Annotated in this window: 18 protein-coding genes; 5 read left to right on the forward strand and 13 right to left on the reverse strand. The window is 36.1% G+C overall.

Annotation, left to right across the window (positions count from 1 at the left end; translation table 11 throughout):
* Positions 1 to 3 precede the first annotated feature (3 nt).
* From RM573_RS09385 to RM573_RS09440, 12 genes are read right to left on the reverse strand one after another with little or no spacing between them, the layout of a single operon-like run.
* Positions 4 to 1,032 (reverse strand): glycosyltransferase family 4 protein, encoded by a 1,029-nt coding sequence (locus RM573_RS09385; RefSeq protein WP_311580734.1) that lies wholly within the window; start codon positions 1,030 to 1,032, stop codon positions 4 to 6.
* 9 nt (positions 1,033 to 1,041) lie between these two features.
* The gene (locus RM573_RS09390) at positions 1,042 to 2,151 is read right to left on the reverse strand and encodes a GNAT family N-acetyltransferase (RefSeq protein ID WP_311580738.1); all 1,110 of its coding nucleotides are present in this window, start codon (positions 2,149 to 2,151) and stop codon (positions 1,042 to 1,044) included.
* A 3-nt stretch (positions 2,152 to 2,154) separates the two neighbouring features.
* Positions 2,155 to 3,039, reverse strand: a complete 885-nt coding sequence (locus tag RM573_RS09395) for a glycosyltransferase family protein (protein WP_311580741.1) — start codon at positions 3,037 to 3,039, stop codon at positions 2,155 to 2,157.
* A gap of 10 nt (positions 3,040 to 3,049) precedes the next feature.
* Positions 3,050 to 4,720 (reverse strand): asparagine synthase C-terminal domain-containing protein, encoded by a 1,671-nt coding sequence (locus tag RM573_RS09400; RefSeq protein WP_311580744.1) that lies wholly within the window; start codon positions 4,718 to 4,720, stop codon positions 3,050 to 3,052.
* Between the two features lie 5 nt (positions 4,721 to 4,725).
* A complete protein-coding gene (locus tag RM573_RS09405) occupies positions 4,726 to 5,889 on the reverse strand; it encodes a carboxylate--amine ligase (RefSeq protein WP_311580747.1) in 1,164 nt (387 codons plus the stop codon).
* Positions 5,886 to 6,881, reverse strand: a complete 996-nt coding sequence (locus RM573_RS09410) for a polysaccharide deacetylase family protein (RefSeq protein ID WP_311580750.1) — start codon at positions 6,879 to 6,881, stop codon at positions 5,886 to 5,888. The genes RM573_RS09405 and RM573_RS09410 overlap by 4 nt, the downstream gene beginning before the upstream one ends.
* Positions 6,882 to 6,892: 11 nt before the next feature.
* The gene (locus RM573_RS09415) at positions 6,893 to 8,053 is read right to left on the reverse strand and encodes a hypothetical protein (protein ID WP_311580754.1); all 1,161 of its coding nucleotides are present in this window, start codon (positions 8,051 to 8,053) and stop codon (positions 6,893 to 6,895) included.
* Complete coding sequence (locus RM573_RS09420) at positions 8,053 to 9,195, reverse strand: glycosyltransferase family 2 protein (protein WP_311580757.1); 1,143 nt, start codon at positions 9,193 to 9,195, stop codon at positions 8,053 to 8,055. Before RM573_RS09420 ends, RM573_RS09415 begins: the two co-directional genes overlap by 1 nt.
* Before the next feature lie 3 nt (positions 9,196 to 9,198).
* Entirely contained in the window at positions 9,199 to 9,705 is a 507-nt protein-coding gene (locus RM573_RS09425) for a serine O-acetyltransferase (protein WP_311580761.1), read from the reverse strand.
* Between the two features lie 2 nt (positions 9,706 to 9,707).
* On the reverse strand, positions 9,708 to 10,817 hold the full coding sequence (locus RM573_RS09430; protein ID WP_311580764.1) for a glycosyltransferase: 1,110 nt from the start codon (positions 10,815 to 10,817) through the stop codon (positions 9,708 to 9,710).
* A complete protein-coding gene (locus RM573_RS09435; RefSeq protein WP_311580767.1) occupies positions 10,817 to 12,019 on the reverse strand; it encodes a TIGR04063 family PEP-CTERM/XrtA system glycosyltransferase in 1,203 nt (400 codons plus the stop codon). The genes RM573_RS09430 and RM573_RS09435 overlap by 1 nt, the downstream gene beginning before the upstream one ends.
* A 14-nt stretch (positions 12,020 to 12,033) precedes the next feature.
* A complete protein-coding gene (locus RM573_RS09440; RefSeq protein ID WP_311580770.1) occupies positions 12,034 to 13,437 on the reverse strand; it encodes a TIGR03013 family XrtA/PEP-CTERM system glycosyltransferase in 1,404 nt (467 codons plus the stop codon).
* A gap of 219 nt (positions 13,438 to 13,656) precedes the next feature.
* On the opposite strand from RM573_RS09440, the gene RM573_RS09445 reads away from it, so the two are divergent.
* Genes RM573_RS09445 through RM573_RS09465 form a run of 5 tightly spaced genes read left to right on the forward strand, consistent with a single transcriptional unit; the run spans position 13,657 to position 19,413 of the window.
* Positions 13,657 to 14,292, forward strand: coding sequence for an XrtA/PEP-CTERM system exopolysaccharide export protein (locus RM573_RS09445; RefSeq protein WP_311580774.1), 636 nt, complete (start codon positions 13,657 to 13,659; stop codon positions 14,290 to 14,292).
* Positions 14,293 to 14,338: 46 nt separating this feature from the next.
* Positions 14,339 to 15,928 (forward strand): XrtA system polysaccharide chain length determinant, encoded by a 1,590-nt coding sequence (locus RM573_RS09450; RefSeq protein WP_311580777.1) that lies wholly within the window; start codon positions 14,339 to 14,341, stop codon positions 15,926 to 15,928.
* A gap of 2 nt (positions 15,929 to 15,930) precedes the next feature.
* Positions 15,931 to 16,812 (forward strand): XrtA-associated tyrosine autokinase, encoded by an 882-nt coding sequence (locus tag RM573_RS09455; RefSeq protein WP_311580781.1) that lies wholly within the window; start codon positions 15,931 to 15,933, stop codon positions 16,810 to 16,812.
* Complete coding sequence (locus tag RM573_RS09460; RefSeq protein WP_311580784.1) at positions 16,775 to 18,370, forward strand: TIGR03016 family PEP-CTERM system-associated outer membrane protein; 1,596 nt, start codon at positions 16,775 to 16,777, stop codon at positions 18,368 to 18,370. The genes RM573_RS09455 and RM573_RS09460 overlap by 38 nt, the downstream gene beginning before the upstream one ends.
* A gap of 2 nt (positions 18,371 to 18,372) precedes the next feature.
* Positions 18,373 to 19,413 (forward strand): XrtA/PEP-CTERM system-associated ATPase, encoded by a 1,041-nt coding sequence (locus tag RM573_RS09465; protein ID WP_311580787.1) that lies wholly within the window; start codon positions 18,373 to 18,375, stop codon positions 19,411 to 19,413.
* Positions 19,414 to 19,493: 80 nt separating this feature from the next.
* On the opposite strand, the gene prsR is transcribed toward RM573_RS09465, so the two are convergent.
* Positions 19,494 to 20,846 (reverse strand): PEP-CTERM-box response regulator transcription factor, encoded by a 1,353-nt coding sequence (prsR, locus tag RM573_RS09470; RefSeq protein ID WP_311580790.1) that lies wholly within the window; start codon positions 20,844 to 20,846, stop codon positions 19,494 to 19,496.
* Between the last annotated feature and the right edge of the window lie 28 nt (positions 20,847 to 20,874).

Genomic DNA, 20,874 nt, shown 5'->3' on the forward strand with positions numbered 1-20,874 from the left:
ATGTTAGTGATAAGCTCTTAGGTAATTATCGGCACATATTTGCATTGAAAAACCGTTTTTAAACTTTTCAAGACTGTTAATGCTAAAGCTTTGATAAGTTGCGGGGTTAGTTAATAATAACGTTATACAATTAGCTAGTTGTTGTGTATCCGCGTATGAATATAAGTAACCGTTGACGTTATCTTCAATAAGTTCAGGGTTGCCGCCTACGTTTGAAGCGATTGTTGGCGTACCACTCGCTAATGCTTCTAAAATAGCTAGTGATAACCCCTCAGTTTCTGAGGTTACTGCTAAAATATCGGTGTGACCATATATTTCATCTCGATCTGTTACAAATCCACGAAAATTTACCTCGACATCAGGAATTAACCGCTTAGCAAGCAATTGATTTTTTTCCATTAATTCACCAGTACCAAAAAAAGATACGCATAGCTTTTGTTGGAGGTCGCTTGGTAATAAAGCGACTGCTTCTATGAGTAAATGTTGAGCTTTAAGCGGAACAAAACGACCAACATGAGAAATTCTTACTTTTTTATTGGAGGTTTTGACAGGTGTCATTGGCAGTACACCATTTAGAATGATTATAGATTTCTTTTCAAAGCTTCGATAAGTTTCTAGGTAATTCGTTCTTGCTTTATCAGCGACAAAAATCATCTTATGCAATTTTAACTTCGCGAGTAAGTAAACTAAGCGCCATTTTAAGGTCTTGTGCACTCTTTCGTTGTGTCGAGTATAAATGACTTTCGTTGTTGTGAATATGGTGGCGAGTAAGACACGTAATAAGCAGTAACTACTGTGAACATGCACGAAATCAGCTGTTGCCAATTTTTTCCTTAATGCCAAAATTGAAGAACTGTGTAGTAGCCCTAGTTCAAAACGACGAACTTCTTCTTCAAGCGGTTCACCTTTAGCGCCCATTGAAAGGATATCGATATTGAATTGCTGGGATTTTTTCTGTTCTGCGGCTAAATCAATTACAAACCTTTCAGCACCACCAACATTTAAACTACTAACTACATGTATTATTTTCACTATTATCTCTCAAGCAGTATGTTGTGCTTTAACTAACGCATTTTTCAATTTGCGAGCAAGTTTATCAAATTTTATTAAGTAGCTATATGGGAATTTAGTCAAGGTGTAGTTCGCTACCGTTGTATGACTGTTTCGATACTTATTTTTGTATGAATGTTTAGCACCTTTCATAAAATCATATAAAAATACGTTTTTTTGACGAGCAATATCCATGGCTTGAATATGCATGGCTGTGCCTACAGCTGGTAATGCTGAAGAATATTGAATGCCGCTTTGGTAGTAATACAAAACGTCATTCTCTATTACGCCATAATAAGTCGCGACAGCTTGGTCTTTGATATTGAGTGTAAACATAATTAATTGTTCAGAGTTTAACATAGCGTCAGTAAAATCTCGGTGGAAGCAAACAAAGTGTTGATCTGTAAACGCGCCTCTTTTACCTTTCTGTAGCCACGCTTTATTATGCAACTGTATTAGTTGTTGATATGTATGTTCAAGGGCTTCTTTTGTATTGACAAGGTTGCAGGTAACGTTTTTTTCTTGTGAAAATTTATTCGCTTGTCTGCGTGTTGTTTTGCTGCGAATATTTGAAATTTGTTCAGATTGATTACTTTCTATAGGGACAAGATAACGTACACCAATATCGTGTTGCTCAAGCTTCCATTGAGCTAGCATTAATTGTTTAAGCCATAAAGCCACATGACTATCGGTTAACACTATATCAATGTTAATACTATAAAAATGACTGTTTTCGAACAGTGAAGCTGTTACAGCCTTGAAGACTTTTGCCTGATAATTTGGGGCAATCAAAAAATCCTGAAATTCGCTGCATACTTCGGTCGGGCTGTTTTCACCTGTTCCAATAAAACGTAATTCACTTAGCCACTTGCGCTTCTTTATATAAAAGGGGCATATCGCTACAAGCGTATGATTATCAAACCAGAACTGTACGTGTAACTTATCAGTACTTGTTAAGTAGTGGCGACACCAAAGTGAAATCCAATACCAATTCATGCACATTGTGGCGTTGTTATTATTACTATGGAAGCGCTCCCATAGCTCCTTATGCTGCATTAAGGAAGGTAACTCTGTGATAAGTTTACAAGTGAGTTTAGCCATCTGTTACTTTAGTGCATTAACTAATGTTGACTTCCAATGCGAGACATTAAATTCACGACGAATGTAATTGTAGCCTTCTAAATTGAAAGTAACGGGTTGTTGTAATGCTTCCTCAATAGCGATATCTGTATGACACTCAATGGTATAAGGTACAGGCCAGTTGGTAATTACTTGCATACCAAAATACATTGCTTCTATTGCCATACGCGAAAAACCATCATGTGACGTTATTCTTAATAAAATGTCGCACTCTTTGAAAAGGGAAAATAACCTGTTCTGATCGATTCGCCCTAATGATGTTACGTTAGGGTAGCTATCTGTCTTTATTGTATTATCCCCAACGAATATAAAGTTAATGTGAGGAAGCTTCTTACTTAACGCTAACATTCGGTCGGTATTATATATCCAGTGTCGATCAGGATTGCTATACACTAATACTTTCTTAATTGGTTTGCTTTCAGATGTTGGAATATTATTGCGTGATAACTGCTCTTCAAGCAAAAATATTGGGCTACAGCTTTGCCAATACTGCGTTTTTAGACCGTTGCTTTCTAATACTTGCGATAACCATGGCGCGGGGGATAAGTTGTTGTTGATACATAATTTATAAATGATTTTAGAATAAAGCTTTTCAATGCCGCGAGCATCATTGAAATAACGAGAATCGGTACCTGCCCAAAACTTCGCAACTTTATACCCTTTTAATTTTAGCTTTAAAGCAATTCGTAATGAGGCTTTATTGGGGATTCGTACGTATACAACGATACAGGACTTCGGGGTAAAGTGACTTAGCTGCTGATATGATTCACAAAAAGCAAACCTTGTATCATCACCGATCACTTCACGCCATTGGTCTATAATTTCGTGTTTACCAAAAAAAACAATCATAAATGTCTCGTTATTGCGCTTCGAGTTGTTGATGTAAGATTTTCCAGTTGATGAGTAACCAAAAAATTTCATAATCAGCATCTACAGACAAGCCATCTAGCAATTTACCGTTAAATAACCTTTTCTCATTTCTAACTTCTTCAACTAATGAAGATAGAGAACCATTTAGCCAGTCTACTAAAGGAACTGGAAATCCATATTTTCGTTGATAAATTAATTCGCGATCAAAATATTCACACGCAATTTCTCTTAGTATGGGCTTAACAAATTCAGTGCCATAGTAATCGCTGTCATTTAACGTATTAGCCAAATCTATTACGTCTGGCGCAAAGAAGGGGGATATAATGTGTTTATTGAATTGCTCAGCAATGAGCTCTGCCTCTTCAAAGTGCTTTTCTACATCACTAGAAATAATGTATCGTTGTGCAACATGTCGTACATTCTCACGCATAATAGCACTTATATCTTGCTGCCAAGGCTTTGTTTCTAGTTTTGAATCTCGACCGAGGTCAATTTGCTTGATTACCTTATTACTTTTTTCGCTATATTGAATTGCAGTCAGTGAATATATCAGCTCGGTTAGTGATATTGATTTAAGATCAACCAGTACTTTTCCTCGACCAGGTACGATTTTTTTTATTAGCTCCAATAGCCATAACGGTATGTGTTTTGTAGACTGCTTCCAGTTGTACTGCGTATTAATTCGATTGATACCATTTGATCCGAACAGCGTATCGGCAGCTTCACCATATATTACAGCGTCATACTCATCAGGAATAGCTTTCATCATTGCTAGCATGGCAAGAGAACTGTAATGCCGTAAAGGCTCACGTTTTAGTTGAATCAAATACTGTAGATCTTGTTCAAGTGTTTCTGGGTTAACTTCAACGAGATGATGCGGCATGTCTAGTTGCTTGGCAAAAGCTTTGGCTGTTGCTAATTCTGGGTTTTTTTGGCCTTTAAAAACAGGGGTAACGAGATAACACTGATCGAATATATCTTTACTAAGACCAGCCAATAATGAAGAGTCTACGCCCCCACTTAGAAAAATTGCAACTTTCTTATAGCGTTGACTAGCTTGCCTTAAGTGCGTTTGTAATGCGTGCTTAACGCTAGTTTGCTTGTCTTTAAATGGGGCATTAGTGTAATTTGCTGGTGGTAACTGCCAATAACATTGCTGTTTTACGGTGCCTTTATGACTCACAGTTCCATAGGATCGAGCGCGCAATTTACACGTATCACTAAGTAGAGTTTTATCAGCACTTGTCCAGCGAAAAATAAAACATTCATGAACAGCATCTAGCGCTAAAGCTTTATTTTCAACAGGTAATAAGCAAATACGGGATGCAATAGTTACCAAGTTTTCATTTTGCTGATAAAAAATGGTTTTGCCACCAAATCTATCATTAAAAATGAGACATTCTTCTTCAGTAATACAAATACCTGAGTAATGTCCTTCAAACTGAGAAAGCTGATCAAATTGCTTAGTAAGAATGATTTCTTTGAATTTATTTGTATCTTGCGGCCAAAAATAGCCATCTAAGAGAATCAAACCACCTTGAGGTAACGGTATGTTAATGCAATCTTTTGCATTGATTTCATAAGTAAATTGACCAACCGATAGATGATAGTCTTTACTATCGATTACTTTAGGGTGGCGTTTTATACAAAAACCAGGCATGGCAACTAACTATTCCTTTTTTTACGTCGTAACTTTGCAATAGACATTTTGAGTAAACTTCGTAGTTGATTGAGCCCTACGGCAATAGCTGGCAAAGGATCTCGCCAAGCAAAATATATAAAGGTGTGGGGTCTAAGTAAATCACGGAGATATGTTTTGATAATGGTAAATAAAGACTGGTTATCCCTGTATCGAGAATATAAGTCTTCATAAACACTGATGAAAACACGATGTGTTTGTTTAGGCCGTTCTTCAACGGGCAATCCTAATGCGACACAATACGTCGCATATACGTTATTTACGCCACAACTTGTATCGAAGTAGTTGCAAAGGCCTAATCGGGGGTTGATTTCAATGTATTTATATTGCTGACTTTTACTATCATATTTAAACTCAACCATTGCAGGGCCTGCATATTTTAAACCTTTGCCTATCTTATCGACTTGCTCAATAACCTCTTGATTCTCGTAGCTCTTTGCATAACAGGTCACGCCATAGTGTGGTGGTGTTAACTGCAAGCGTTGGAAGGTAAATGCTGTGATCAAATCACTGTTTTCATTAAAAACACAATTACATACCCATAAGTTTTCATCACTTCCTTTTATTAATTCTTGAGCAATACAATACTCCAGCGCGAAGGAGTACTGACGGTAAAATTCATCTAGCTGTATTTGATCGTTAATAACGATATTTTTTTGGCCTAGTTTATTTAATTCATTTGATCTGGGTTTAATAATGACAGGAAGCGGTAACTCATTAGTAAATGCTTGCGAAGTTGAAGGTAAATTAACTAGTGATTTGGGCACATTGGTAAATGTAGCTACAAGCTCTACTTCTTGTTTTTTATCAATAAATTTTTCTGATAATTTACCTGTTGGTAAAACAAAATTAAATTTTTCTTGCAGTAAAGTTTCATGGTTTGTTAAAAACTCGACATACCAATCTGAAGTTGGAATTAATACTTGCCCACTTCCTGGCCAGGTAAGTAGTGTTTCTAAAAGGCGTTCTTGCGTTGTTGTTTCAGCACGGTTTACTAACCGAGAAAATAACGCGGGTTCGTTGTTATTGGTTGTTATTACATCTGTAATAACATGCTGCTTTGTTAAGCCTCTTAACGCACCTAATCCATTAGGACCGGCTGATAAAATAATCGCCTGGCTTGATTTCATGATGTAAAACAACACTCAAACTTAACACGGTTGAAATTAGAGTGAGCAACACAAAAACGGTTTATGTCGTATGGATTGCTAATATCTTGGTGGCGACCCGGCTCATTATTGAATGCAATTTGATAGCCAGCTTGAATCGATAGTTCAAAAGAGGCTTGATTATAACAAAAATAGCGGCCAACCGGGTAAGCGATTGAGTTGACGTTTTTCTCAATTTGTTGCTCAATAATTAATTTAGATTCAATAATTTCTTTGCTCTGCTCTTGCTTATCGAGTTGCGATAAAATTCGATGGCTAATGGTATGAGACCCTATTTCCATGCCTTGGTCTGCTAACTGTTTAACTTGTTTCCAGGTCATAAACAGCTTAACTTGGTTGTTATGCAATGATTCATGTGCTTTAAAGCATTGCATACGCACATCTTGTAATACTTCATCAATGGTATGTGTTGTTAATTGTTTTGCTGCCGACATAATGCGCTGTATTGTTTGGTTTATATTTTCAGGTGCTAAGTTATAAACTTGGTTAGTGCCTATCAACTGGTACTCTTGTCCAGCAGATTGTCTTATTAAAAAGGCAATTTCATCCCACCAGGGGATATGATTAGAGTCGACAAAATCGGTAGCAACATAAAAAATAGCGGGTACATTATGTTTTTTTAGGATTGGAAAAGCATTGGTATAATTGTCTTCGTATCCGTCATCAAAAGTAATCAAAGCGTAACGATTATTCATTATCTGCTTTTGCTCTATTAGCCTTGTTAACTCGATAGTATTAATGATCTGGAAACTTTCTTTGAGTATTTTTATATGATTATCAAACGCTTCTGTAGAACATGAGAAAATAGCATGATCAAATTTACAATCAATAGTTTTTCCTATGCGATGATAATTAAACACATACACTCCGTTTGGTAAACGTCGCCAGAAAAAATCAATGCTATTTGTTAGTGATAATAGATTTGTTAACGCCTCCTTGACACGAAACCGCATAGTTTAATCTCCTAAGATAAAGGCTTGAACTTCGGCTTCGGTAATATAAAATCCCGGTATTTATTTGGATTGCCTTGTTCTCCTAGCTCCGCTGCTTTAGCTATATTGTACATCTCACGAGCAGATACGTAGTGTAAAACATAGTTTTCACCATCATTATATTTCGACTCCAAGTAATGGTGCATATCGTGTCGAGGTTGCCCTAATAAGGTATCCATATCCGCTTCTTGAGTCCCATGTGTATGTACTTTAATAAAAATCCATTCTGGGCGACCTTTAATATGTATATGAGAATTTACCCATTGGTCAACCCGTGATTTTAGTGGCGGCATTGTTTTTCTTATGTCGGAATTCTCAATATGTGGGACACCTTTTGATGTTCGCCATTTCAGTGCTACTCCCAGAGGTCCCTGAATGAGCATTAAGTCACCCGAGGCGGGCTTGCCAACTTCAACATCTACACCAGTATCGTGGTTTTTACACTTTCCTTCTGCACCCGTGGCATAATATATCGAATTTACTTTCGATGTTTGGCCGGCGCTTGGTGCAGATGGTAGTGTCATATCAACATAACACCCAGTTTCTTTTAGATACTTAAGTTCGTTATCTATACCGCAATGATGACCGCCAGGCAACGAATTATCTAAGGCCCAATTACCATGAATGAAGGCGTACATTATTTGGCCTGTTTCCGGATGTACAGGCAGGGCACCGTGGTCATAGTGAAGCGTTTTGGCAAAGTCAGTCATAACGGTAGAAAAATTTTCAGCCGTATCATTATCATGATGCAAATGGATTTCTATTTCACCAAAGCCTTCATAGCAAAGATCAGATAACTTAGCTAAATGTTCGTATCGATATTCTTCTTCAGGATAAAAGAAACAGTGTTTTGGCATGTGGCCGTCAGCATCTTTGTGCTGACTTGCCATTAATCGATAGTCTTTACACCAGCGGTCAACGCGAGCCCGCTCAACCTCAATGTCATCATTTCGCCACTGTGGCTCATAATGGTCAACAAAACAGAACAGCACATGTTTTGTGCCATCAACTTTTGGCTTCGACATAATGTGTTTTATATATGGTACAAACCAAACATCCATATTCTTCATTTTTAGGACTTGCCAAAAAGCGAGAATACTAAGTACGGTAATTACAACTAAAAATATTAACATTACTTTAATTCTCCACCACGAGGCGTACGTTTCCATCCACCATTTTTGTGACCCTTACAAAAACGTATAAACCCTTGACCTAGTGCGACATTCATGGAAACAAAAAAGCTGATAATTGCCACAATGCCTTTGACTTGAATACCGGCATTAATTTGCTTTTGACCTTGCCATGCAATGAGGTAAAAAATGACTTGCATAGCAAATATAACGCCATAAAAGGGCTGTGCTATTAACATCAAGTTACTGATAAAAGCCAACAACATGAAGTGTGGGGCGAACCAACGAATAACTTTGTGTGACCAGTAGCACCAACTCATCCCCCCCTGTGCAGGAGACAAGGCCCATAAATTGGCAATCAGTGCTTTATAATTGCCAATACCAATACGTACACGACGCCCGTATTCATCATCTAATGAAGGCGCTACTTCTTCTTTTGCTATGGCGTTATCATTATATAAAACGTCGTAACCTTGTTTTTTAACGTTCATCACAATACAAAAGTCATCAACGATTGTATCGATTGGTAGTGTTTGGTATAACTCTCTTTTAAGCGCGTAGATCGCACCGTTAGCGCCAAGTAAACTACCTAATTTAGATTCACATTTTTTTAAAAATTGTTCATAGCGCCAATATAGCCCATCAAGGTTTTGATTGCCGTCTTCTGTTTCTAAAATTAACTCTCCAGATACGGCACCGACATTCTCGTAAAAGCTATTGACTAAAGTAGTAACGGCATCAGTGTTAAAATAGGTGTTTGCATCAGTAAACACCAATAAATCTGCTTCAGACTTTTCAACTAAATCATTTAATACCGATATTTTTCCGCGATTTTTGGAGAAGTTGAATGCCTTCACATTATCTTCTAAAAAAGATTCAATAATGTCGCCCGTGCTGTCTTGAGAACCATCAGAAGCGACTAATAATTGCAGAGCCCCTTTATAATCTTGCGCAAGTGCATTTTCAATGCGCTCTTTAATACATGATTCTTCATTGTATGCTGCAATAATAATATCTACGCTGGGCAAACATTCTGGCTCACGTAATTCAATTTCTTCAGGTTTAACAAATATCTTTAATATCAGTGGGTATATAAAATACGAATACACTAATAAAAAGACGGAAATCCAAAAAACAGTAACCATTCTTTATCCTTTACTTACCACTTTCGCGGGAATGCCAACCACAGTAACATTATCTGGAACATCTTTTACAACAACAGCATTTGCTCCAATTTTTACATTATTGCCTATTGTGACGCCGCCAATGATCTTAGCGCCGGCACCAATAAAAATATTTTCGCCCAACACAGGAGCTTGACCTTTTTCGTCGCCAATAACAACACCACTTTCAACGACGATACTATGTCCGCCTGTAACTTTTGAGTTTATCACTACGCCGACTGGATGCATAATTACGAAACCAGGCTCAAATTTAGCCCCTGCACCAATAACACAGCCATTAATAACACGGTTTAGCCAAAGAGTGATAATAGCCAACGGTGATATTCGATAGCGCATTAAACATACTGTCATTCTATAAAGAGCATTTGCTGAGGTACCATCGCTAAAAAAGGTACGCAAAAATGAGACTTGATAGCCTTCATCTATCATAATCTGTTGCTTTTGTTTTAGGTCTTTAATAAAATTTTTCATAGCTAAACCATATGCTCCAAAACATTATTAATGTTCCGTTGCCAATCAAAAGTTTTTGCGTGTTGAAGAATTTTGTCTGTTACCCAATTACGTTCAAACGCGTTTTCAATTGCTTTTTCTAGCGCCACACTGTTTTGGGCATCAACAATTATGCCGGTGTCTTCTGTGACAACCTCTGGAATTCCACCGACATTAGTAGCGATTACTGGAGTTGCGCTGGCAAATGATTCGAGCAATACGTTTGGTACTCCCTCTCTATAACTCGGGAGTACTAAGAAGTTTGCTCGGCGAATAAAACCTGCAACTTCTTTCAACGGTATCGAACCATGTATTTTCATGCGCTCGATTAATCCGTGTTCGCTTGCTAATTTCTTAAGTGACTCAATCATTGGTCCGCCGCCAATTATGTCTAACGTTACTTCGAAGTCACGCTTACTCAAATTAATAAACGCGATGACTAGTTCATTAACACCTTTAGTTGGAATTAAACTGCCAACAAAAACTAATTTTTTTATAGATTTTTTTTTGGGAGCAGGAAAAAATATTTTTGGATTGACGCCATTATAATTAACGCAAATTTTCTCTTGTGGTATACCTGTGTCAACTAACTTATCGCCTAACGCTTTACTGGCACAAAATATTACTTTGGCGGAACTTAACCAGTTTTTAATTAGTTTTCTTCTCGGCAAATACTGACAGTTTTCATTAACATCAGTTCCATGGACTTTTACAAAGAAAGGTAATTTTAAGTGAAGATTCAGTTTTGCTGCAGCAATAGCATCTGGAAAACACCAAGATGCAAGCATTGCCGTGGGTTTAGATTTTTTAATCCACGGTAACATAAATAGTAAAGATAAATACTGAAAAAAAGGTACAAATCGTCGGCCTATTTTAGGAAAGTAAAAATAGGGACAAGCTATAATATTATGATGTTTTTTCCAAAAAGAACGTTGTTGAAACCATTCAGTCCAAGGCATTAAAACAATGAGATTAATCTGCAAATGTTCTGATAATAAATCAAATTGTTGTTTATTAAAACTTGCCCGATTCGGCGCCCACGGTACTGGATATAAATTAGTAATTATTAAGAGTGAGCTTAATTTAGTTAACATTATTTTATTAACCGCTCATAAACAGGTAAATATTGTTTCGCAGTATTTAACCAATTTCGTTGTTCACGTACAAATATGAGTCCTTCATCAGATATCCGTGTTAATAACTCGTCATTATCAATCGTTGTTAATATTGTGGTAGCTAGCGCATTCGCATCGTCAGCTTTAAATAAAAATCCAGTTTTATTATCTTCAATTAATTCCTTATGCCCACCAATATCGGACGCAATAACAGGTTTGTATTGAGCCATAGATTCTAATGGTTTTAATGGTGTAACTAGTTCCGTTAAGCGAATACTCTCTCGAGGAAAAACCATGATATTAGCAAGACTATAATAGCGACTTACTTCCTCAAAAGGCACTCTACCAATAAAAGAAACATTGCTTTCTAAACCTAATTTATCGACTTGATGTTTAAGGTTACTTAATTCGTTACCTGCACCAACTAATAACAAGTGAATATCTTGTCGATGTTGGCAAATTACTTTCATCGCATCGATGGCATAATGTAATCCTTCATATTTAAAAAAGGTGCCAATAAAAGCAACAACCTTCTTATTCGTTAAGTTTAACGATTGCTCTAATTCATTATCACGCTCATACAATGGTTGAAATTTACTAATATCTACAGCGTTAGGAGTAACGTATAATTTTTTTTCTGGTATACCACGATTTATAAGATCTTGTTTTAATCCTTGGCAAATACAACTAACAGCATCCGCTTGCTCAAAAGCTCGCTGCTCAATACTTTTGATTAGTTTATACTTAAGACTTCCCTCTTTAGTCTTACCCGTATCGACCGCCGCATCTTCCCACAATGCACGAACCTCATAAGTAACTGGTATCTTGTATTTTCGTCCAACCTTTATAGCAGCTAATGCATTAAACATAGGAGAATGCGTTTGTATTACATCTGGCTTATCAATTAGAACTGATTTTTCAATTCTTTTTGCTAGAAAATTAATATGATGGAAATAATTAACCAAAGGGATTTTAGCTAATATTGAATCGGACTTTAATGTACGCTGATATATTATTCCATCTATATCTTCTTCTAATTTTATAAAGTCTTGATAGCGTTGACTCGTTAATTGTAGTGTCTCAACACCTAGCTGACGCTGATAACGAATAATTGCGTCAGACCTTAAAGAATATCCACTTATATTTGGACGTGAGTATTCTAATACATGTAATACCTTCAATGGAATCTCCTAAATTAACGCCCTTTACCAAATAAGACAATTTCAACGGTTCTAATTAGAATTAATAAATCCAACATAAAGCTTCGATGCTTAATATAATAAAGATCGTATTTTAATTTTTCTAGCGAATCTTCTTCCGTTGAACCGTACGGATATTTAAGCTGAGCCCATCCCGTTAAACCAGGTTTAACGTTATGTCTTTCATTATAATAAGGGATGGTTTTTATTAATTGCTGAACAAATTCTGGACGCTCAGGGCGTGGGCCAACAAAACCCATATCACCGCGCATCACATTATAGATTTGTGGTAATTCATCAACACGATATTTACGAATGAACTTACCTATTTTTGTTGTTCGGTCATCATTTTCTGTCGCCATTTGCGCGCCATTTTTTTCAGCATCAATGCGCATACTTCTAAATTTATAAATATTAAACGCTTGACCATCAAGGCCAACTCTTTCTTGCAGATAAAAAATAGGCGCTTTTATGCCTTCATCTAACTTAATAAGTATTGCGGTAATCAACATCACCGGCCAAGTTAATAAGAATAAGAAAAAAGCAATGCTGGCATTAAACAACCAATCTAAGGTATTTCTTAAATGATTAGATGAAGCAAAACCATTGGAATAGATCACCCAGCTTGGGTAAATCAAATTAACGGCGATTTGTCCCGTTTCACGTTCAATAAAATCTAATATTTCTGTAATTTCAACGCCACGAATTTTACAAGCAAATAGCTCATCAACAGGTAAATTGTTTCGTCGTTCGTCACTAGCGACAACAATTTCATCTACATCATGCTCTAATGCATAATTCACCAAAGAGCCGTCTAACTCGATTTTATTTTCATTAACAATACCATTATCGGCATCACCTTCCATAACGATAAAACCGTGCATGATAAAACCTTGCCTATCAACGCCTCGTCTCATACGTTTTTCAATAATAGAGGCCCTATCACCGGCACCTAACACTAAGACTTTTCTTTTGTTAAAACCAAATATATCTAACTTTAAGGTGAAATACCTAAATGCACCCAAGAGAAAAAAACTTACTACCCCTGCTACAGCTAATAATTCGATAGGTAATGCGTTTATGGTATAAAAAGGATTAATCAGCGTTGCGATAAAGAAGCCAATAGCAACTGCCATCAGAATGCGTCGGATAACACCTCGATAGCTTTCACGTAGTTTAGAATTATATAAACCAAGCGCTAATGAAGATAATTGAATTATTAACGCAAAAACAAATGAGTATACAAAAAGTATATTAGAAGGTATTACTGAATGCGTAATTAAACCTATAAAATTATTACCATAAAAGACAATAAAAAAAGCACTGACTAATAGTAATAACTCAATAATAACTAATGACTTACTTCCTGAGGACAAGTCACGAAATTTTGGGCTAGACATAAAAAGTGTAGGTTCCCTTACAAACGATCAAAAAAACAAAATTAATAATTATTATTGTTAATTATTAAGGCTGAGCAGACCTAAAATATGCGCGGACAAATAGTATCAAACATAATATTTTTTTAACAGTAATTAAATTAAGTGCATCATTTAAAAAAATCTAATAGAATCTATTCGATTATTAAATATTTAAGTCAATAACAACTAAAGGTTGAAGCCATGGAAAACCACTTAATTAATAAAGTCAGAATCATTACTTCTTTAGTTTTAATGTACATTTTAGCTGGTTGTAGTTCTCCAACACTTCCTCCGGCAACATTACACCAATCAGATACTGTCGATATAAATAGTTACAAATACTTAATAGGTGCTGGTGATACTGTTAACATATTTGTCTGGCGTAACCCTGAGGTTTCAGGCACTTTTAAAGTAAGACCTGATGGCATGATTACAACATCGCTTGTTGAAGATATACCTGTTTCAGGTAAAACACCTACAGAATTAGCACGAACAATAGAAGAAATATTAAGTACCTATTTAAGAGACCCAGTTGTAACTGTTACGGTCAATGAATTTGTAGGACCATTCGGTGAGCAAATACGAGTCATTGGTGAAGCAGCACAGCCACAAGCTATTAATTACACTCAACATATGACCCTACTTGATGTCATGATTCAAGTTGGAGGTTTAACCGAGTTTGCAGATGGGAACGACGCAATACTTGTAAGAATTGAAAATGGCTCACAAAAACAGTACAACATATTAATTGAAGATTTGATAAAAAATGGAAAAATCTCCGCTAATGTTGATGTTTTACCTGGTGACATCATTGTTATACCTGAGACATGGTTCTAGTAAGTAAGAATCGAATATTAATTTCCCTGTAAGTTAGAGGTCAGGAATGCAAGAGTTATTGGAACAAGTCTTAGATTATTTAAAAGGAATTTGGCTTAAGCGTAGATATATCATGGTATCTACTTGGCTAATTTGTCCATTGCTTTGGGTTTTAGTCGTTAATTTAGATGACGTATACGAATCTGAAGCAAGGGTATATGCCGATACTCAATCAATATTAGGCCCATTATTAAAAGGTTTAACGGTAGAAACAAATACCAATAGACAAATTGAATTAATGGTCCGAACTCTTTTAAGTCGACCTAATATCGAACGTATAACTCGCATGACTGATCTTGATATTCAAGTTGCCACACCTAAGGAATACGAAAAACTTGTTGAAGATTTAAAAGAAGATATCATCATAAGAAAAAGCGGCGGTAGAAAGGATAATATATTCACTATTTCGTACCAACATAAAAATCCTGAAATGGCTAAAAATGTTGTTCAATCGGCGCTAACAGTATTTATTGAAAACACACTTGGTGAAAATCGGTCTGACACTGACACAGCTGGTAAATTTTTAGACACACAAATAAAAGAATACGAAAACAGGTTATTGTCAGACGAAGCTAAGCTAACGGACTTTAAACAAAAATATAGTAATGTATTACCGAATCAAACTGGAGGTTATTATGTCAAATTGGGTAAGGCAAAGGAAAAGTTAAAAGATATCGAATTAACCTTGTCCGAAACTCAATCACAGTTAATGAATTCAAAATCTCAACTTGGCTTGTCTGTGTCAACGGATGAAAATATTCAATCTAGTATCCAAGATTCTAATACTATCGTTACAAGTTATGATAGTCGAATTACAGAATTACAAACTTTATTAGATTCTTTATTATTAAAATATACGGAAAAACATCCCGATGTAAAAGAGGCACAAAATCGTCTAGACCATCTGCTTTTACAGAAAGATAAAGAAATACAAGAGTATTTATCTGTTCGAAAAAATGGAAATTCAACTATACAAATTTCACAAAATCCAGTCATTCAAGAGTTACAAATACAAATAAATCAATTAGAAAGCCAAGTTGCTTCCATAATAGTTCGTAGAGATAACTACGCGAAAGAAGTAAAAGAATTAGAAAATAAAATTCATGTTTTACCAGAAATAGAAGCGGAATTAACTGCACTCAATCGTGGTTACAACATCACTAAAAAGAAATATGAAGAACTATTAGGTAGGAAAGAAACGGCACAACTGGCTAAGCAAGCAGATGAAACCACCAATAAAATCAATTTCAAAATTATCGATCCTCCACGAGCTCCTTCTGAGCCTACTGGCCCTAAAAGAATATTGTTTTTAATTGCTAGTACCATTATTGGTATAGGCGTAGGGGTAGGATTATCATTCCTATTTAGTCAAATTAATCCTGTCGTTACTTCCAGAAACCAAGTAACAAAAGAGACTGGTATCCCTGTATTTGGCGTAGTTTCTGCGGCTGAAAATTTAGGTTTACAAAAGTGGCACCGCAAAAAAACTTTAGTATTTGTGATCTCCAATACTTTATTATTATTACTGTTAACCTTTTTCATTTTATATTCAATATTTCCTGAACAAATCAAGTCTCCATTAAGAGGAATGCTTTAATCATGAGTACTATAGAAAAAGCGTTAGCTCGTAAGGCTGCAAAACAATCTTTAGAGAAGAGCGCTGAAAGTTCAGAACAAGCAGCTACAACTAATAATGATCCGATCTCCCATTCGAACGATAGTTCATCCGAGGTTGCTCAAGATAGAATTGTGCTGACGGTAGATACAACTAGTTTAAGTGCGCGTGGCTATTTAATAGACACAGGTGAACGAAAAAGTATTAAAGACGAATTTAGGCAAATAAAACGTAAACTATTAAATAACGCTTTTGGTAGTGGTGCAAAACTACTACATCACCCGAACCTGATCATGGTGAGCAGTGCTAAGCCAAACGAAGGAAAAACATTCGTTTCTGTTAACCTAGCCTTAAGTATCGCGCTTGAACAAGATAAAAAAGTATTGCTTATCGATGCTGATGTATTAAGACCTAGCGTCAACCGTGAACTGGGTCTTGAAAATACAGAAGGCTTAATAGAATATCTATTACAACCTGAAAAACAAGTAAGTGATGTACTTTTTGATACCAACATTAACAATTTAAAAGTGATGCCTGCAGGCCAACCTCATCATTTATCGAATGAGTTATTGGCAAGTGAACGTATGGCTGCATTAGCAACGGAATTAGCAACAAGATACCCAGACAGAGTGGTAATCTTTGATTGTCCGCCATTGATTGGCGTTACTGAAACATTAGTTTTAGCTAATCTTGTCGGTCAGGCTATTGTGGTGGTAGAAGAATCAAAAACGACAATCGCTAGTATCAAAGCGGCAACAGAATCGCTAAATGAAGATTTAGCTCTTGGTATAGTAATGAATAAAGCAATAAGATCTCATAAGGATTTGTATGGCTATTATGGTTATGGATACGGTGAAAAAGAGTAAACTAGCTACAACTATCGCCGCTTCTCTTTTTCTCCAACCCGTTTTGGCAGGAGAATGGATTTTTACACCACAAACATTTATTGTTGAAACCTTCACTGACAACGTAGAGTTAAATTATAATGAAGAAATCTCTAGTTTAGTGAGTCAAACTGGTATTGCAATCGATACGAGTTACATAGCTAAAAAGATTAATTTTAATTTAACTTCCCAAAGCCTTTATGCTTTTTACAGTCATGACCATGATTTAGATGACGATTATCACACTGTTGCAAGTGATCTTACCATTGAATTATGGCCAAAAGGACTTTCTTTAATTGGAAAAGTTAATATTGATCGTCGCGCAAAAAACCAAGCTCAAAATGCCCTAGCGGATATTATTTCAGGGGACACGATAAAAATTGAAACATATACTAGTGGCTTTCAGTATAATGTAGTTAACAACAAATTTAGTTTTAACTCGAGTATTTCTTATTCTGATATTCAATCAGAAGACGATATAGGAAATAGAGAGGGTTATATTGCGACAGTCAATAGTCAGAATGGCGCTGGAATTCATAATGTATTTTGGACTCTAAACAGTAGCTATCAAGAAGTTAAAAATAATCAACGTTCTTCTAGAATGTACAATGGCGAAATCAAGCTAGGATTAATTACCTCATATAAAATAAATCCATTTCTACGCTATTACGATGAAGAAAACAATGGCAACATTGGTGGGAATCAAGCACTCGAATCTAATTCGTATGGTGCAGGTTTTCGTTGGTTAATCACTCCCCGGTTCGAATTAGATCTATCTTATAATCAACCCATTGGTAACGCTTTAGATTCTCATGGGGATGAGCAGAAGGAATATATTAGTTCGTCCATTAATTGGCAACCATCTGAACGAACCCAATTGACTGCTAGTATTTCACAACGTTTTTATGGTGATAGTTACAGTTTTGCATTTACACATCAAAACAAACGTTTAACGAATTCAATTAATTATGTTGAAGATGTCCAAACATTAACGCGAAATAATTATATCCCATTCGAATTAGGTACTTTCTTTTGCCCAAATCAAGGTCGGATATTATTAAGTGAATGTTACATTGAAGGGGATATTAATTTCAATTTTGAAAATTTTGATTTAGTTACATTTACAGATTTTAACATAGAGGAAGACGATCAATATTCTTTAAATAAAACATTAACTTGGAAATCTACATTATCGTTTTCTAGGACGACATTCACTTTGAATATTTTAGGTTCAACCCGTGAAAATCTCTCGAACTATCAACAAAACGAAAACTCAAGAGCTGATTTTACCGTTTCAAGAAAAGTGAGCGGTAAGTCCAAGATTGATTTTAAATTGAGTTATACCGATAACACTTTTGAAAAAGATTCTGAAGACGAACGTCGTGATCGATACCGTCAGTACCAAGTCAATTTAGAAAGGTCGTTAAATAGTAAACTTGCCCTTAATTTTAGCTTAGGCCTAGTTAATAGAGATTCTAACGAAACTTTATTCAACTATGAAGAAGGACGTGTAACCTTAAAGTTCACAAAAGATTTTTAATTATGTATGAAAATTATTATGGTTTTACTGAAAAGCCATTCCAACTAAGCCCAGATCCTCGCTTTTTTTTCGCTTCTGATCATCATCAGCGTGCGCTTTCTTATTTGCAATATGGCTTAGATCAAGGCGAAGGCTTCATTGTTATTACAGGTCCAATTGGCACAGGTAAAACAACGATCGCCCGTAATTTACTCAGTCAATTAGGCGATGAGAGTATCGTTGCTGCTCAATTAGTGACCACAAAACTTGACCCACAAGAATTACTAGCACTTGTCGTTTCTGAATTTAATATTCAGTCAAAAGGTGACAGTAAAGCGGATTTATTACAAGCTATTGAACAGTTTCTGATTCAGCTTAATAAACAAGGTAAACGGGCTTTATTAATTGTTGATGAAGCACAAAACTTGCCATCTGAAACCGTTGAAGAATTACGGATGTTATCGAACTTTCAACTGGAAAATAAGCCATTAATTCAAAGTTTCTTACTCGGCCAAGAAGAATTAAAACCGATTATTCAAGCGCCGAACATGGAACAATTTAGACAACGTATTATTGCCTCTGCACATTTAAAACCATTGAGCGTTGCTGAGGTAAAAGAATATATCATTCATCGAATTCACCAAGCAGGTTGTGAAAAAGATGAATTATTTTCTGAAAATGCCTTTGAATTGATCCATGAAAAAACTTTAGGCGTACCGCGTAAAATTAATATTTTTGTCGATCGTTTATTATTATTTGGCTTTCTCGAAGAGTTAGACGTTATCAATTCAGAAACTATCATGACCGTGGCTGAAGAAATGGAGATTGAATTAACAGGATCATTAAATTCTTCTGAATTAACCAGTCAAGAGCCAAATCAAAAAACCAGTCAACAAGTTGTAGTTAATTCTACTGAAAACGTTGAGCACATTAAAGAAGTGCTTAGAGATGTTGAGGAAATTCTTGAGTCATCAATTAAGCAAAAAGTAAAAATGGCGCGTTATGTTGATAAGTTATTAAAACATAAGAGCAAGTTATACGCGGAAGAGCAAATAGATAAATAATGTTATTTACACAATAAAAAAACCAGCATCATTGCTGGTTTTTTCATTAAATGTCGCTGTAAGTCAATACCATCAATTCATTATTCTGAATTAATTGCTAAGCCATACTTCTCAATTAACGTATATAGCGTCGGCCTAGTAATACCAAGCAATTCTGAACATTTAGACATATTCCCTTCGGACAACGCATATGCTTTTTGAATAGCAATTGATTCAGCTTGCTCACGAACTTGTCTCAAGTTTAAATTGAGTTCAAGGCTTTTATCTTCATGATCAAAGAACCCTAAGTCTATTGCAGTGACTTGGGTTCCCGTAGACATAATGACAGAGCTTTTCACCTTGTTTTGTAGCTCACGTATATTACCTGGCCACTTATGCGCTTTAATCGCACTTAACGCGTCTTCTGAAAACCCTTTGACATTACTTTTGTATTCCAGTGCATAACGTTGCAAAAAGAACTGCGCTAAAATCAGTACGTCTTCTTCTCGTTCTCTTAACGGTGGTATATTTAAGGTGATTTCACTAACCCGATAAAATAAATCTTCACGAAACTCTTTATTTGCGACCATTTCTTCAAGATTTTGATTCGTAGCACAAACGACTCGAACATCTACTTCTATTTCTTGTCGACCACCTAAGCGCTCAATTTTTTTCTCCTGTAAAAAACGCAATAACTTGGCTTGCAGATTAAACGGCATATCACCAATTTCATCAAGAAATAGCGTGCCGCCTTCAGCACATTCAATTTTTCCTTTCGTGGTCCGGACCGCTCCGGTAAATGCGCCTTTTTCAAAACCAAATAACTCACTTTCTAATAATGTCTCTGGAATTGATGCACAATTAATGGCGATAAAGGGTTTTTTACTACGATCACTGGCAATATGTACCGCATTTGCCGTAACTTCTTTACCCGTACCACTTTCTCCTAATAATAAAGCGGTAATTTGAGTAGGGGCAATACGTTTAACCATCATTCGACAACGTTCAATGGCTTCGCTGTTGCCTATAATACCAATATCGTTACCACCAACTGTTCGCATTTGACGGTTTTCTTGTTCGATGGCCGCCACACTAAACGCTCGCGCAACAATAACGTTAATCACCTCTGAGTCAATCGGCTTCTGATAAAAGTCGTAAGCGCCTAATGAAATAGCTTTTAACGCATTGGTTCTATCATCATTACCGGTAATGACAATCACTTTAGTATGAGGAGATATCTTTAGAATTTCTTCAAGTGCTGCTAAACCTTCAGATGCATTGGCTGAATCTGGCGGTAAGCCTAAATCTAATGTCACCACTTTAGGCTCATGGCGACGCACCGCGGCTATTGCGCCTTCTCTATCTGCCGCTAATACAGCCTCATAATCAGACAAGCTCCATTTTAATTGTTTTTGGATACCTTTATCGTCATCTACAATGAGTAACTTTTCCATTAAGCTAAAATCCTTTCATTCATTCTTA

Origin of the sequence: Thalassotalea castellviae (assembly GCF_031846185.1) — a bacterium.
GTDB lineage: Bacteria > Pseudomonadota > Gammaproteobacteria > Enterobacterales > Alteromonadaceae > Thalassotalea_H > Thalassotalea_H castellviae.